Origin of the sequence: Nostoc sp., assembly GCF_036917465.1 — a bacterium.
In the GTDB taxonomy this organism is placed as follows: domain Bacteria; phylum Cyanobacteriota; class Cyanobacteriia; order Cyanobacteriales; family Nostocaceae; genus Nostoc.
Genome location: NZ_JBALDL010000019.1, coordinates 17,606 through 33,438 on the forward strand (window position 1 = coordinate 17,606; position 15,833 = coordinate 33,438).

General features: G+C 44.2%; 9 protein-coding genes. 6 read left to right on the forward strand and 3 right to left on the reverse strand.

Annotated elements, in window-relative coordinates; all coding sequences use genetic code 11:
• Positions 1-303: 303 nt before the first annotated feature.
• The 6 genes from rpsT to V7K38_RS03865 all read left to right on the forward strand — a co-directional run bounded on the left by rpsT (position 304) and on the right by V7K38_RS03865 (position 13,547).
• Positions 304-603 carry a 30S ribosomal protein S20 gene (gene rpsT / locus V7K38_RS03840; protein WP_334855587.1) on the forward strand — a complete coding sequence of 100 codons (300 nt, stop codon included), beginning with the start codon at positions 304-306 and terminating at the stop codon, positions 601-603.
• 325 nt (positions 604-928) lie between these two features.
• On the forward strand, positions 929-1,714 hold the full coding sequence (locus V7K38_RS03845; RefSeq protein WP_334855595.1) for a TatD family hydrolase: 786 nt from the start codon (positions 929-931) through the stop codon (positions 1,712-1,714).
• A 745-nt stretch (positions 1,715-2,459) separates the two neighbouring features.
• Positions 2,460-5,759, forward strand: coding sequence for a DNA-directed RNA polymerase subunit beta (gene rpoB / locus V7K38_RS03850; RefSeq protein WP_094330483.1), 3,300 nt, complete (start codon positions 2,460-2,462; stop codon positions 5,757-5,759).
• 123 nt (positions 5,760-5,882) lie between these two features.
• On the forward strand, positions 5,883-7,760 hold the full coding sequence (locus V7K38_RS03855) for a DNA-directed RNA polymerase subunit gamma (protein ID WP_334855589.1): 1,878 nt from the start codon (positions 5,883-5,885) through the stop codon (positions 7,758-7,760).
• Between the two features lie 120 nt (positions 7,761-7,880).
• Positions 7,881-11,930, forward strand: a complete 4,050-nt coding sequence (locus V7K38_RS03860; protein WP_334855590.1) for a DNA-directed RNA polymerase subunit beta'' — start codon at positions 7,881-7,883, stop codon at positions 11,928-11,930.
• A gap of 285 nt (positions 11,931-12,215) precedes the next feature.
• Positions 12,216-13,547, forward strand: coding sequence for a hypothetical protein (locus tag V7K38_RS03865; protein WP_334855592.1), 1,332 nt, complete (start codon positions 12,216-12,218; stop codon positions 13,545-13,547).
• 301 nt (positions 13,548-13,848) lie between these two features.
• Here V7K38_RS03865 and V7K38_RS03870 read toward each other — a convergent pair whose 3' ends face one another.
• The 3 genes from V7K38_RS03870 to V7K38_RS03880 all read right to left on the reverse strand — a co-directional run.
• Positions 13,849-14,385 (reverse strand): GAF domain-containing protein, encoded by a 537-nt coding sequence (locus V7K38_RS03870; RefSeq protein WP_334855593.1) that lies wholly within the window; start codon positions 14,383-14,385, stop codon positions 13,849-13,851.
• Positions 14,386-15,072: 687 nt separating this feature from the next.
• Positions 15,073-15,600 carry a hypothetical protein gene (locus tag V7K38_RS03875; RefSeq protein WP_334855594.1) on the reverse strand — a complete coding sequence of 176 codons (528 nt, stop codon included), beginning with the start codon at positions 15,598-15,600 and terminating at the stop codon, positions 15,073-15,075.
• Between the two features lie 80 nt (positions 15,601-15,680).
• A partial coding sequence (locus V7K38_RS03880) for a transposase (RefSeq protein ID WP_334855597.1) occupies positions 15,681-15,833 on the reverse strand: 153 nt, incomplete at its 5' end.

Sequence of the window (15,833 nt, forward strand, 5' to 3'; positions counted from 1 at the left end):
TGCCTCTGACAATACATCCTAAAATTCAGGAAAGATTACATTGGCAATCACACCGCTTTCTCAGGTATTGGTGAGTTAGGGTAACAGTTTTATCTGATATGGCTTATTTTAACGTATTTCCTAAATTCACGACACACTGAATTGGGGACTTGATTGGGGACTTGAAAGATTAGGAGGCAGGGGAAGAGGAACTATTGCTCAATGGCAGATTTTTTTTAGGAAATTATAACATTGGCAATTTTGATGCTATATTAGTAAATCTAGTAGTGTGTGTACATATTAATAGTATTTTTGGAATTGACTGTGGCGAATACAAAGTCTTCTCTCAAGCGTGCTCAAATCGCAGAACGTAACCGACTGCGTAATAAAGCTTACAAATCAGCAGTCAAGACGCTGATGAAGAAATACTCTAATGCTGTAGCTGTCTATGCAGCTAATCCTACCCCAGAATTCAAAGAAGAAGCAGAGGCTCGGTTATCCGAGGCTTACGGCAAAATCGATAAAGCAGTCAAACGGGGTGTCCTTCACGCCAATAATGGCGCAAGGAAAAAGTCGAGATTGGCTCATAAACTAAAGCCTGTAACTCAAACAGCAGCTGAATAATCATGAGTTGAGCCAGTGCGATCTTCTAACTGAGTGAATCACTAGGTTACGAATTTTCTGAAAGCTGTAGTAATAGGCGTAAAACGCCAGTTGCTCACCCGAAGCTAGTGTAGTTTGGAGGTTTTTCACCTGACTAGAGCAGGGCTGCCTTATTAGCAACTACTTTTGTTTATTTTAATTAAAACAAGTGGTGGGCTTGATTTCCCTCTTGAGCATTTGGCGATCGCGTAGCAGCTAGCATAGGAGAAAGATTTACCTATAGGGTCATTTGTCCTTAGTCGCGCTCACGGCTAACAATATTATGACTAACGACAAAGAACAAAGAATGCAACTGGTAGACACGCACGTTCATCTCAACTTTGATAGTTTTCAGCCAGATTTAGCAACAGTGCGATCGCGGTGGCAAGAAGCAGGAGTAGTACATTTAGTCCATTCCTGTGTTCACCCTGATGAGTTTTCCAGCATCCAATCCATCGCCCACGAGTTTCCCGAAATCAGCTTTGCTGTGGGATTACATCCTTTAGATGCTGATAAATGGAATAGCGAAACAGCCGGGAAAATCAAAACTTTAGCTAGTTCTGACTCGAATGTTGTAGCAATTGGGGAAATGGGGCTGGATTTTTACAAAGCTGATAACTATGAGCATCAGCTAATGGTATTTGAGTCACAGTTAGCGATCGCATCTGAACTCAACTTACCAGTAATTATCCACTGCCGTGATGCTGCTGAAGCAACTAGAGAAGTGTTGCAAAAATGGCGCGAACTTAAAGGAGAAAAAGTACGGGGTGTTATGCATTGCTGGGGAGGAACGCCAGAAGAAACCCAATGGTTTCTCGATTTAGGCTTCTACATCAGCTTTAGCGGGACAGTAACGTTCAAAAACGCCAAAGCAATCCAATCATCAGCAGCGATGGTAAGTAGCGATCGCCTACTAATTGAAACAGACTGCCCATTTCTTGCCCCAGTTCCGAAACGGGGTGAGAGGCGGAACGAGCCAGCCTACGTGCTTTATGTAGCCGAGCAAGTAGCTAAACTGCGTCAAGAAACAGTAGAAGCGATCGCCCATCAAACCACCCAGAATGCCTGTAAACTATTCGGTCTGTCAATATAAAGTGGGATCTAATCTCTTTAATTCAGTTGTGCTAAAAAAAATAAAACTCTAGGAAGGGAAAATATGGTAATATTATTCCCTCAAAAACATTTTGCTTGCGCCATAATGATAAAGGAAGGAACCTAAAATTTCTGAGCCTAATTTTCCGTGATGTTATCGGCTTGGCCATCCTCCATATCTCCACAAGCGGATGCTCTCCACACATGACTAACCGTGCCAAACCAGGTTGAGCTAAACTTTTGCACAAAATCGGCTTGATGTGTATTTAACCTATACAAAATCCTTAAACGAAATTGCCTTGTGAGTACAATCCAGCAAAACGAAGTGATTCTGATTCAAAACCGACAAGGTGCGGATCGTTCCCTCAGTCTTAGGATATCTAAGATATCACTGAGAGTCTAAATAGCCGGGTGGATTTCAAACACACCGTCTAGAGCTGCGTCAGCAAATTAACGCGCTTTTTGGAGGGGAAATGAAGAACATAGATAAAACTCAGGAATATCTCAACTGTATATTCTTCTTAAATCAAGACTATAGTGAGTTTTTGTTGTCTGAGTACCCGATTAGGGGCAATTGTCCCCTTGTCAAAATTGCTCATTCCAGCTTTAATGGCTGCGTTTGCCCACACCTGTAAATAGCAAGTGTGTCAGAAGTTCCCAAACAACTAAGGATACTGACTAGCAGTGGGAAGCTTCAAACATCAGTGTCCAAGGGAAAATTTTACCAGGTTGACAAAGGAAGAGGCATGACTAAAGAAACATACATGGAACCCGCGTTTCTGTTGCCCGACTTGATTGAAATCCAGCGAGCAAGCTTTCGCTGGTTTTTGGAAGAAGGGCTGATAGAAGAACTAAACTCCTTTAGTCCTATTACAGATTATACGGGCAAATTAGAATTGCACTTTTTGGGTCATAACTACAAACTCAAGGAGCCAAAATACAGCGTCGAAGAAGCCAAACGGCGGGACAGTACTTATGCCGTCCAAATGTATGTCCCCACACGCCTGATTAATAAAGAAACCGGGGAAATCAAAGAGCAAGAGGTATTCATTGGGGATTTGCCATTGATGACCGATCGCGGCACGTTTATTATTAACGGAGCCGAGCGGGTAATTGTCAACCAAATAGTGCGATCGCCAGGAGTCTACTACAAATCAGAAATCGACAAAAACGGGCGACGTACTTATTCAGCTAGCTTAATTCCCAACCGGGGAGCATGGCTGAAATTTGAAACAGACCGTAACGATTTGGTGTGGGTACGCATCGACAAAACCCGTAAACTCTCTGCGCAGGTACTACTAAAGGCTTTAGGGTTATCAGACAACGAAATCTTTGACGCTTTACGCCATCCCGAATATTTCCAAAAAACCATCGAAAAAGAAGGGCAATTTTCTGAAGAAGAAGCCCTGATGGAGTTATATAGAAAACTGCGTCCTGGTGAACCACCAACAGTTTTAGGTGGACAACAACTCTTAGACTCTCGTTTCTTTGACCCCAAACGTTATGACCTCGGTCGCGTTGGACGGTACAAACTCAACAAGAAATTGCGCCTTTCTGTCCCAGACACCATGCGGGTATTGACTGCTGGCGATATCTTGGCAGCCGTAGATTACTTAATTAACCTAGAGTATGACATCGGTAACATCGATGACATTGACCATTTAGGCAACCGTCGGGTGAGAAGCGTCGGTGAATTACTGCAAAACCAAGTGCGGGTAGGCTTAAACCGTTTAGAGAGAATTATTCGGGAACGGATGACCGTATCCGATGCTGAAGTATTAACCCCCGCTTCCTTGGTGAACCCCAAACCATTGGTAGCAGCAATTAAAGAATTCTTTGGTTCCAGCCAGTTAAGTCAGTTCATGGATCAAACCAATCCTCTCGCAGAACTGACCCACAAACGCCGTTTGAGCGCTCTTGGCCCTGGTGGTTTAACCCGCGAACGCGCTGGGTTTGCTGTGCGGGATATTCATCCTAGTCACTATGGACGCATTTGCCCCATTGAGACACCAGAAGGCCCCAACGCCGGATTGATTGGCTCCTTAGCAACCCATGCGCGGGTTAACCTGTACGGCTTCTTAGAAACACCATTTAGACCTGTGGAAAATGGGCAGGTTAGGTTTGATATACCTCCCGCCTACATGACAGCCGATGAAGAAGACGACCTACGGGTAGCTCCGGGAGATATTCCTGTAGATGAAACCGGACACATTATCGGGCCTCTGGTGCCAGTGCGCTATCGGCAAGAATTTTCCACCACAACACCAGAACAGGTGGACTACGTAGCAGTATCTCCCGTACAGATTGTATCGGTAGCAACCAGCATGATTCCCTTCTTGGAGCATGATGACGCTAACCGAGCGCTGATGGGATCAAACATGCAACGGCAAGCAGTACCCCTGCTCAAGCCAGAACGGCCTCTTGTAGGTACTGGTTTGGAAGCGCAAGGAGCAAGAGATTCCGGGATGGTGGTTGTATCGCGTACCGATGGCGATGTCACTTATGTGGATGCTAAAGAAATTCGCGTCCGTCCTAAAGCTAATACCGCAGAAATTAAGTACACCCTTTCCAAATATCAACGTTCTAACCAAGACACCTGTTTAAATCAGAAACCTCTCGTCCGCATTGGTGAAAAGGTTGTTGCTGGTCAGGTATTGGCTGATGGCTCCTCCACCGAAGGCGGTGAATTGGCGCTAGGACAAAATATCGTTGTAGCCTACATGCCTTGGGAAGGCTACAACTACGAAGATGCGATTTTAATCTCTGAAAGACTGGTGCAGGATGATGTCTACACTTCAATTCACATTGAAAAATATGAAATTGAAGCTAGACAAACGAAACTGGGGCCAGAAGAAATTACCAGAGAAATTCCCAACGTCGGGGAAGATGCCTTACGTCAGTTAGATGAACAGGGAATTATTCGGATTGGGGCATGGGTAGAAGCTGGGGATATCTTAGTAGGAAAAGTTACACCCAAAGGTGAATCTGACCAACCACCAGAAGAAAAACTATTGCGGGCGATTTTCGGTGAAAAAGCGCGGGATGTGCGGGACAATTCCCTGCGAGTCCCCAACGGTGAAAAAGGTCGCGTAGTTGATGTGCGCTTGTTTACTCGTGAACAAGGCGATGAACTGCCACCAGGAGCCAATATGGTAGTCCGGGTGTACGTTGCCCAAAAACGTAAAATCCAAGTTGGCGACAAAATGGCAGGTCGTCACGGTAATAAAGGGATTATTTCTCGGATATTACCGGCGGAAGATATGCCTTATTTGCCCGATGGTTCACCAGTGGACATTGTACTCAACCCCTTGGGCGTACCCAGCCGGATGAACGTCGGACAAGTATTTGAGTGCCTCTTGGGTTGGGCTGGTCAAACCTTGGGAGTCCGATTTAAGATTACTCCCTTTGATGAAATGTACGGTGAAGAGACATCCCGCCGAATCGTGCATGGTAAATTGCAAGAAGCACGGGACGAAACAGGGAAAGACTGGGTATATAACCCAGATAATCCAGGCAAAATCATGGTGTATGACGGTCGTACAGGCGAACCCTTTGACCGAGCAATTACCATCGGTGTGGCTTATATGCTGAAACTGGTGCATTTGGTCGATGATAAGATTCACGCCCGTTCTACAGGCCCATACTCACTGGTGACTCAGCAACCCTTGGGTGGTAAAGCCCAACAAGGTGGTCAACGGTTTGGGGAAATGGAAGTGTGGGCATTGGAAGCCTTTGGTGCAGCTTACACCTTACAGGAATTGCTGACAGTTAAATCTGACGATATGCAAGGACGGAATGAAGCGTTAAATGCGATCGTTAAAGGTAAGGCAATTCCTCGACCTGGAACTCCAGAATCCTTTAAGGTGCTAATGCGCGAGTTGCAATCATTGGGGTTAGACATTGCCGTACACAAGGTAGAAACCCAAGCAGATGGCAGTTCCTTAGATGTGGAAGTCGATTTGATGGCAGACCAATCAGCCCGTCGCACACCTCCTCGGCCAACTTATGAATCTCTTTCCCGCGAATCGCTGGATGATGACGAATAATTCGTAATTGATAATTCGTAATTCGTAATTTAAGAATTAATTACGAATTACGAATTAAAAATTGTTAATTACGAATTAGAAATTGTTAATTACGAATTAGAAATTGTTAATTACGAATTAAGTATGAGACCTGCCCAAACTAATCAGTTTGACTACGTAAAAATCGGCTTGGCTTCCCCCGAACGCATTCGGCAATGGGGCGAAAGAACATTGCCTAATGGTCAAGTCGTTGGTGAAGTTACCAAGCCAGAGACAATTAACTACCGAACTCTCAAGCCAGAAATGGATGGCTTATTTTGTGAGCGCATTTTTGGCCCCGCAAAAGATTGGGAATGCCATTGTGGTAAGTATAAAAGAGTCCGTCATAGAGGTATTGTCTGTGAGCGCTGTGGGGTAGAAGTTACCGAGTCACGGGTGCGTCGTCACCGCATGGGCTATATTAAACTCGCCGCACCAGTAGCTCACGTTTGGTATCTCAAAGGCATTCCTAGCTATATTTCCATCCTCTTAGATATGCCCTTACGGGATGTCGAGCAGATTGTCTATTTCAACTCTTATGTTGTCCTGAGTGCAGGTAATGCCGAAACTTTAACTTACAAACAGCTACTGAGTGAAGACCAGTGGTTGGAAATAGAAGACCAAATTTATAGCGAAGATTCTGTGCTGCAAGGCGTAGAAGTAGGTATTGGTGCTGAAGCTCTGTTACGCTTGCTTGCTGATATCAATTTAGAACAAGAAGCGGAAAGCCTACGCGAAGAAATTGGCAACGCCAAGGGACAAAAGAGAGCCAAGCTAATTAAGCGACTGCGAGTAATTGACAACTTTATCGCCACCGGTTCCAAACCAGAATGGATGGTAATGGCAGTTATTCCCGTGATTCCCCCTGACTTGCGCCCAATGGTGCAGCTAGATGGCGGACGGTTTGCCACTAGCGATTTGAATGATTTGTATCGGCGGGTAATTAACCGCAACAATCGTTTGGCACGCTTGCAAGAGATTTTGGCACCAGAGATTATTGTGCGGAACGAAAAGCGGATGCTGCAAGAAGCAGTGGATGCTTTGATTGACAATGGTCGTCGGGGACGCACTGTGGTAGGGGCAAATAACCGACCCCTGAAATCTTTGTCTGACATTATTGAGGGTAAGCAAGGACGTTTCCGACAAAACTTGTTAGGGAAACGGGTTGACTACTCTGGACGTTCGGTAATTGTGGTCGGGCCAAAGCTGAAAATTCACCAGTGCGGTTTGCCTAGAGAAATGGCAATTGAGCTATTTCAACCATTTGTGATTAACCGCCTGATTCGTAGCGGCATGGTAAATAATATCAAAGCTGCGAAAAAGCTGATATCCCGCAATGATCCCAGTGTTTGGGATGTGCTGGAAGAGGTGATTGAAGGACACCCTGTAATGCTAAATCGGGCACCAACGTTGCACCGCTTGGGTATTCAGTCTTTTGAACCAATTTTAGTAGAAGGTAGAGCGATTCAACTGCATCCTCTGGTGTGTCCAGCGTTTAACGCCGACTTTGACGGCGACCAAATGGCGGTACACGTCCCTCTGTCGTTAGAAAGTCAGGCTGAAGCGCGGTTGTTGATGTTGGCTTCTAACAATATTTTGTCACCAGCCACAGGCAAACCAATCATCACGCCTAGCCAAGATATGGTGTTGGGAGCCTATTATTTAACAGCAGAAAATCCCGGTGCGACAAAAGGGGCAGGAAATTACTTTTTTTCGCTGGAGGACGTAATTATGGCTTTCCAGCAAGATCAAATTGACTTACACGCCTATATTTACGTAAGGTTTGATGGTGAAATAGAATCAGACGAACCGGATATAGAACCCGTGAAAGTGACGGAAAACGAGGATGGTACCCGCACATTACTCTATAAGTTCCGTCGAGTCAGACAAGACGCTAAAGGCAATGTACTTTCCCAGTATATATACACAACTCCTGGCCGCGTTATTTACAACAATGCCATTCAGGAAGCGCTAGCAAGTTAATTCGTAATTTCTAATTCGTAATTCGTAATTGAAGAATTAATTACGAATTACGTAGCTTGCTTCTCGCGCTTGGCGAGTATTACGAATTATTAATTATTGATGACTCAGGACTAATGATTAATGACTAACGAAAAAATGATTTTTCGCAATCGCGTGGTTGACAAAGGTCAACTGAGAAATTTAATTTCTTGGGCTTTTACGAATTATGGTACAGCGCGAACCGCAGTGATGGCGGACAAATTGAAAGATTTGGGATTTCGCTACGCTACCAAAGCAGGGGTTTCCATCAGTGTAGATGACTTGATGATACCACCAACTAAGCGATTGCTCTTAGAAGCAGCCGAGGAAGAAATTCGTGCTACTGAAACCCGTTATCAACGGGGAGAAATCACTGAAGTAGAACGCTTCCAAAAGGTAATTGATACCTGGAATGGTACCAGTGAAGCCTTGAAAGATGAAGTAGTCGTCCACTTCAAGAAGACTAATCCCCTGAACTCCGTATACATGATGGCATTCTCCGGGGCGCGGGGTAACATCTCCCAAGTCCGGCAGTTGGTGGGGATGCGGGGACTGATGGCAGATCCTCAAGGGGAAATTATCGATTTACCGATCAAAACCAACTTCCGTGAAGGGCTAACTGTGACGGAATATATTATTTCGTCTTATGGTGCCAGAAAGGGATTGGTGGATACTGCCTTGCGGACGGCTGACTCTGGTTATCTCACCCGTCGGTTGGTGGACGTTTCCCAGGATGTAATTATTCGGGAATTTGACTGCGGCACTACCAGAGGTCTTGCCATTCGACCAATGACAGAAGGTGCCAAAACCTTGATTCCTCTGGGAACCCGCTTAATGGGACGGGTAATTGGCGAAGATGTGGTGCATCCGGTAACAAAAGAACTGATTGCAGCCCGCAATTCGCCAATTCCTGAAGACTTGGCGAAGAAAATTGAAAAATCTGGGGTGGGAGAAGTTGTGGTGCGATCGCCACTAACTTGTGAAGCCGCACGTTCTGTCTGTCAACACTGCTACGGCTGGAGTTTGGCCCACGCCAAAATGGTGGACTTGGGCGAAGCTGTGGGGATCATTGCTGCCCAAAGTATCGGTGAACCTGGTACTCAGCTAACCATGCGGACATTCCACACTGGTGGGGTGTTTACTGGGGAAGTGGCGCAACAAGTTCGTTCTAAAATCGATGGGACTGTCAAGCTTCCCCGCAAGTTGAAGACTAGAACATATCGGACTCGCCACGGGGAAGATGCCCTCTATGTTGAAGCTAATGGCATCATGCTTTTGGAGCCAACAAAAGTAGGTGATGTTACTCCAGAGAATCAAGAGGTTCATCTAACCCAAGGTTCAACACTATATGTATTTGATGGAAATAAGGTAAAACAAGGGCAGTTGTTGGCAGAGGTTGCCCTTGGTGGACGGACAACTCGGACTAATACAGAAAAAGCAGTTAAAGATGTTGCTTCTGACTTAGCAGGGGAAGTGCAATTTGCCGAAGTAGTTCCAGAACAAAAAACTGACCGTCAAGGTAATACGACAACCACAGCCGCACGGGGTGGTTTGATTTGGATTTTGTCTGGGGAAGTTTACAACTTGCCGCCAGGTGCAGAATTGATAGTGAAAAATGGTGATGCGATCGCTGCTAATGGAGTTTTAGCAGAAACCAAGTTAAGCAGTTTGCACGGCGGTGTGGTGCGTTTGCCCGAAGCTACCCCAGGTAAGAGTACCAGAGAAATTGAGATTATCACTGCTTCTGTGGTCTTAGACCAGGCAACGGTGACAGTCCAAAGTTCTCAAGGTCGCAATAACTACTTAGTTTCCACTGGCAACAACCAGGTATTTAACCTCCGGGCTACACCGGGCACAAAAGTGCAAAATGGTCAAGTAGTAGCTGAGTTAATTGATGACCGTTATCGTACAACCACTGGTGGATTCTTGAAATTCGCGGGTGTCGAAGTCCAGAAAAAAGGCAAAGCCAAGCTGGGTTATGAAGTTGTGCAGGGCGGTACTCTGCTGTGGATTCCCGAAGAAAGCCACGAAGTTAATAAAGATATCTCCTTGCTGTTGGTGGAAGACGGTCAGTTTGTAGAAGCTGGCACCGAAGTCGTGAAGGATATCTTCTGCCAAAACAGTGGTGTAGTAGAAGTGACTCAGAAAAACGACATCCTGCGGGAAGTTGTGGTGAAGCCAGGGGAACTGCTGATGGTGGACGATCCCGAATCAGTCATCGGGCGAGATAACACCTTCATCCAACCAGGTGAAGAATTCCAAGGTAATGTCGCCACGGAATTGCGTTATATCCAGTATGTGGAGACACCAGAAGGCCCCGCCCTGTTGAGTCGTCCCGTAGTTGAGTTTGCTGTACCTGATAACCCAGATGTGCCATCAACTACATCAGTAAGTCAACAAACTGGGCGCTCGATTCAGTTGCGGGCTGTGCAAAGACTACCTTACAAAGATTCGGAACGTGTCAAGTCTGTTGAAGGTGTGGAACTGCTGCGAACCCAGCTAGTTCTCGAAATTGAGCAAGAAGGGGAACAAGACCACAATGCTTCGCCCCTAGCAGCAGATATTGAACTGGTACAGGATACTGAAGACCTAGAAGTTCAACGCTTGCAACTGGTGATTTTGGAGTCCTTGGTAATTCGTCGAGATATTACCGCCGATGCTACCCAAGGTAGCACCGAGACCACACTTGAGGTATACGACGGGATTTCCATCGCCCCTGGAGCTGTGGTAGCACGTACCCAAATCTTGTGTAAAGAAGGGGGGATAGTGCGAGGTGTCCAAAAAGGAACCGAAAACGTGCGTCGCTGTTTGGTGTTGCGCGATGTTGACAGGATCGTTACGAATATTAGTACTCAGCCCAAAGTTAAAGTGGGTGACTTGATAGTAGAAGGGACAGAAATTGCTCCGGGAGTTTTTGCCCAAGAATCAGGGCAAGTAGTGGATATCAAAAATGCCCCTGCTGCATCTGGTAGTGACTCAGCTTTGAGTACTAAAAACTATGCTATTACTAGCCGTATTGGTCGCCCCTATCGAGTCAGCCCTGGCGCTGTGTTGCAGATAGAAGACGGCGATTTGGTACAACGGGGTGATAACTTGGTGTTGCTGGTGTTTGAACGCGCCAAAACTGGAGATATCATTCAAGGTTTGCCCCGGATTGAGGAACTACTTGAAGCTCGTAAACCAAAAGAAGCGTGCATTTTATGTCGCCGGGCGGGTGAAATCAAGGTAGTTTACGCTGATGGTGGTGATGAAGCGATCGCAATTAAGGTCGTAGAATCAAATGGCGTGGTGACAGATTATCCTCTGGGGCCTGGACAAAACTTGATTGTGCCAGATGGCTCAATGGTATTAGCGGGACAACCGTTAACTGATGGCCCATCCAATCCCCACGAAATTTTAGAAATCTTCTTTAGCCTTGGTTCCGAAGATGGAATCTATGCTTGTGCTAGCCTTGCCTTACAGAAGGTACAGACATTCTTAGTGAATGAAGTGCAGATGGTTTATCAATCTCAAGGGATTGATATTTCCGATAAGCACATTGAAGTAATTGTTCGCCAGATGACCAACAAAGTTAGGATTGATGATGGTGGCGACACTACCATGCTTCCTGGTGAATTGGTGGAATTGCGCCAAGTTGAGCAGGTGAACGAAGCTATGGCAATTACAGGCGGTGCTAGAGCACAGTATACCCCAGTATTGTTGGGTATCACCAAAGCATCGTTGAACACCGACAGCTTTATCTCCGCCGCATCATTCCAAGAGACAACACGGGTACTTACCGAAGCAGCTATCGAAGGTAAATCTGACTGGCTGCGCGGGTTAAAGGAAAACGTGATTATCGGGCGATTGATTCCGGCTGGTACTGGGTACAATACCTATGATGAACCCGGTGCGATCGAAGATTATACTGCTGAAATTAGCAGTAGTGTCTTAGATGAAGTTGACGATCCCCTGGATATGGTCTTAGATGACCGCACAGCTCGTACCTATAATTTAGATTCTCCGACTCTTGGTGAATCTGGCTTTGGTAGCAGACGTGCAGAAAGGTCAATTCTAGATGAAGAAGATGAATTAATTGCCGATGAAGTAGTAGACGACGATGATTTCGAGGAAGAAGAGGAAGACGAAGAGGATGATTTCGACGAGGAATAGAGACTTGAAATTTTGCGTCTCTCTTAAAAGGTAAAAAATAAAAAGGCAAAAGAAAATCTTCTTTTGCCTTTTTAGTTTGCTTTATAAAAACATATTTTTAATCCTCCAGATTCTCATCCCCATATAAATCTGCAACAGCATACTGAAAATCGATACTTTCCAGATGAATGATATCTTCTTTTCCATAGGGATAAAGTACCTATCCACGATAAATCTAGCTATTGCTAGATGCTGTAATTCTCTCAAAGGCTATAATCTACATCTGTCGCACCGAGAGATTAACTTGTGGATGTCATATTAGAACGATCGCACCAATTAAAACAAGCCTTGGTTGATTTTGTCCTTGATGCTGAAGGTGAACTGGCAAAAGCACTAGAAACTTATGCAGCAGAACAGTTACGTCGTGGAAGTGGCGATAGTACGCAGCAGGACTTAATCATCGATAGCTTTCTGACAGCCGGGAAAGTCGGTGACAAATCACCATTAGAGTTGTTTATTGAAAGCCATCCAGATTTAGAAGATAGCGATCGCAACCTGATCAAAAGCTGGCATCATAGTTTTATTGGCTTATTTGCCATTACAAACATCCTACCTGATGGTTTTGAATTGACAAACTGGCTTACAGATAAACGCTATATTGTCAAGCCTAACAATACTCAAACATTACAGGCAATATCTCGGTTGAAAGTAGGAGAAATTTTACTAACTCGTATTTCTCCTGTCACCGATAGCTACTGGATGTTATCTGGCCCCTACACAATAATGGGTAAATTAGGTAAACCAAAACTGGCTGTAGCCATTGGTAATTTTAAAGAAAACTATAAAAGTAATCTTTACAGCGATGCTCCAGATTTATTAGAGGAATCTTGGGAATCAGTAGCAAAATATCATCAGCAGTTTGTGGACTTTTTTGGCAGTGATGAAATCACTCTATCTGGATATCATCTGAATAAAAAAATAGCTGAATTTCAAGAAGTAATTACTGAAAAAACCTTCGCAGCAGCAGGAATTGATCCTTCAAAATCTTTAGCAGAAGTGGCAGAAGCGGCTGGCATTGGAGATGAGGAAATTAAGGCAGCAGCACAAGAATTTGGTGCTGATTCTAACGTCGTCTCTCAGATGTTGAACAGCAAAGCCGGCAATAGCAAAATGGTTATGCCCAAGGTTGATTTACCTGCTGAACTTAAGAAAGCAGAACAAGTAACAGCCCTTTCTCATCCGCGTTGGGGACAAATGTTTTTACCAACATATAGTAAGGTGCAAGCAATCTTATCAACAGAAGATTGGCAAAGTGTTCAAGGGGCGGAAAAATTAATTCGCTACTATCTCGAAGATAAAAGTATTAATGCCTTCATTTGGTATCGATTAGCACAACAGTATCCAACTCAATTAGAAAATGTGTTGCAAACATTTTTGAAACGTCCATTTCACCTTGAAAGTGATTTGGATGCACTTTTGCAAGAATTCCACAAACCTATTGAGCCAGAGTTACCAGATATTGCCAGTGTACCCATACATTTGCATAATTTATTTCAGGAAGCTTTAGGAGAAGTTAGCAAATCTAAGCCAAAGAGTAAAGGACAACAAAAATCAGCTAAGGGTTTTCAACGAAGTTAGTAAATATGTAACTTCTCAATCCTCTTGCCAATGCGGATAGGGGCAATTCCAATAGGGTTCGGATAACATCCCCCCGCCTGCGGCGACCCCCTTAAAAATGGGGTAAAGAGGAAAAAATCCCCCCTTTTTAAGGGTGGTTGGGGGGATCTTCGAGAGACAAACATGTTAACCGAACCGTATTGCGGGCAATTCATGAATTGCTCCTACCCAGATGTAGTTTTTCAAACATCTTCTAACCTAGGTCGGTGGATTTTGCCTGTGTAGACACGGTTTCTAACCGCCTTTTTAACTAGACACCTTTTTAACTTTCTAGTATGTAAGGGGCTGTTGCTAGGGTTTGTGCGCCTGCTTGCATCATTTCCATATCTGATGACGACCAATAATGAGGCCTTTGGCAGTGATGTGCTGCTAATAATCCCCATAATCCTCTAGGAATCAAAATTGGTACAACCAGATTGGCACGAACCTGCATATTGCGGAGAAAATCTCGGTGACAAGCTTCGATTGGTTCTAATTCAATATCAGCGATCGCCTTTACCCGTCCTGCCAAGTATAATTCAGCATAGCGATCGTTAAAACAACCATCTGGGCCAGTGGAACCAAGTATTGAAAATCCTTTAGAACTCAAAGATTCAAAAGTCACTTGACCTTGCCACTGCCCGTAAAAATAATACAACACCACCCGATCAACCTGAAGTGATTTTCTGAGTTGATTCGTTGTTTGCCGAACTAACTCATCGCGCTCCATTGTTTTAACAAGGCGGTCGAGTAAATTTTGCAAACCCGGTTCAGAGCGATCGCGGCTATGGTTAAATTTGGAGTGAGGATGAATTTGCACAGTTCTAATATGATGACTAGGTAAATGCTGCCGGATTTATATAGTAATTTATTAGACTTTATTTTGTATTTATAGCAGCAATTCAATTGTAACGAAAAATAATACTACTCAAGCTCTACGATGATTTTAAAATAAATTATTAAGAAATTACAATTTTTCATCGGCACTAGAGATTATTCGGAATTATAAATTTAAAGTTAATAATTTTAGAAATTTACAGATAATATGCATCTTGAGTTTTTTATAGCAGATTAGAACCCCGACTTCTAAAAGAAGTCGGGGTTCTAAATCCCTTGAGGGTTGCTGCCTCTAGTCAACTTACACGCTGTAGGGGCAATTCCTGAACATTGGTGTCAACTCGTATTACCCCCCTTAATCCCCCCTTATAAAGGGGGGAAACAGGAAATCCGGTTCCCTCCCCTTTACAAAGCTACGGTGTACACACATCTTTGTACAAACCCAAAATCGTTGTAGATACCCCCTAAATCCCCCTTAAAAAGCGGGACTTTAAGAGACTTTTGCCCCCCTTTTTAAGGGGGGTTGGGGGGATCAAAAGCCTATGAAGCCACTCTCAAAGACTTGTGTGTACACCGTAGCCAATACATAAGGGGAGGGTTAGGGTGGGGTAACGCGGATAGTGGTGGGAAGTGAGTGAACTCAATATCCAGTCTTTACAAGGGTTTCACCTTAAGTTGACACCAATGATTTATGAATTGCCCCTACTTGGCTACGGTAAGCTTCTAATGCTGCTTCTTTAACGGTTGCATTCACAATGGGAAATGTTGTGAGGATGTAGCTAAATTCATCTTCGGTTAAGCCGTAAAGGTGTGCTACCATTCCATCGAGTTCGGCGCGGAGTTTGGCGCGTTCTGTTTCGTCGGTAACGCCTTGTTGATGGGAACTTAAACCGACTTCTTGCGCGAGTTCGTCAAATTCTGGTGTGGTGCAGATAAGTTTGGCGGCACGTTGTACAATGTCGTTGAAGCTGCGATCGTTTTTTGTTAAACGTGGAACGGGTAGTTGGTAAATGTAAAAGTAATTTAGCGTTGTAGTAACTTTTGTTCGTAGAAGCCAGTCTAAAACAAAGCTGTTCCATACTCCACTAATAAATAATTGGTTTATATTGTCTATTAACTGTTTTCCTTCATCATCAAATATTTTTGCAGTTGGAATTTTGTTACCGTGAAAATTAGGAGGGATGATAGTTGAAATCATTGTCCTCTCATCAGTATTTCGAGCAATATCACGAAAACCTAACCTAAAATATTGGGTTCTTCAGTACTTGTTATGCTTAACTAATAATTAAAATGCCAATTCAATAAGCATCTTACTCTAAAATTATTAAAGTTTCTAAACCCATAAGCGGAACGCTTAATTAGCTTTAGTTTGTTATTGATGCCTTCAACAGCACCACTTGTTGTCCTATTATCAAAGTAAGCTACTATCTC

What these genes read in the sequence shown, in the direction of transcription:
- rpoB (WP_094330483.1), top strand. Translation starts at nt 2,460, where the DNA reads ATGACTAAAGAAACATACATGGAACCCGCGTTTCTGTTGCCCGACTTG.
- V7K38_RS03845 (WP_334855595.1), top strand. Translation starts at nt 929, where the DNA reads ATGCAACTGGTAGACACGCACGTTCATCTCAACTTTGATAGTTTTCAG.
- V7K38_RS03855 (WP_334855589.1), top strand. Translation starts at nt 5,883, where the DNA reads ATGAGACCTGCCCAAACTAATCAGTTTGACTACGTAAAAATCGGCTTG.
- V7K38_RS03860 (WP_334855590.1), top strand. Translation starts at nt 7,881, where the DNA reads ATGACTAACGAAAAAATGATTTTTCGCAATCGCGTGGTTGACAAAGGT.
- V7K38_RS03875 (WP_334855594.1), bottom strand. Translation starts at nt 15,600, where the DNA reads ATGATTTCAACTATCATCCCTCCTAATTTTCACGGTAACAAAATTCCA.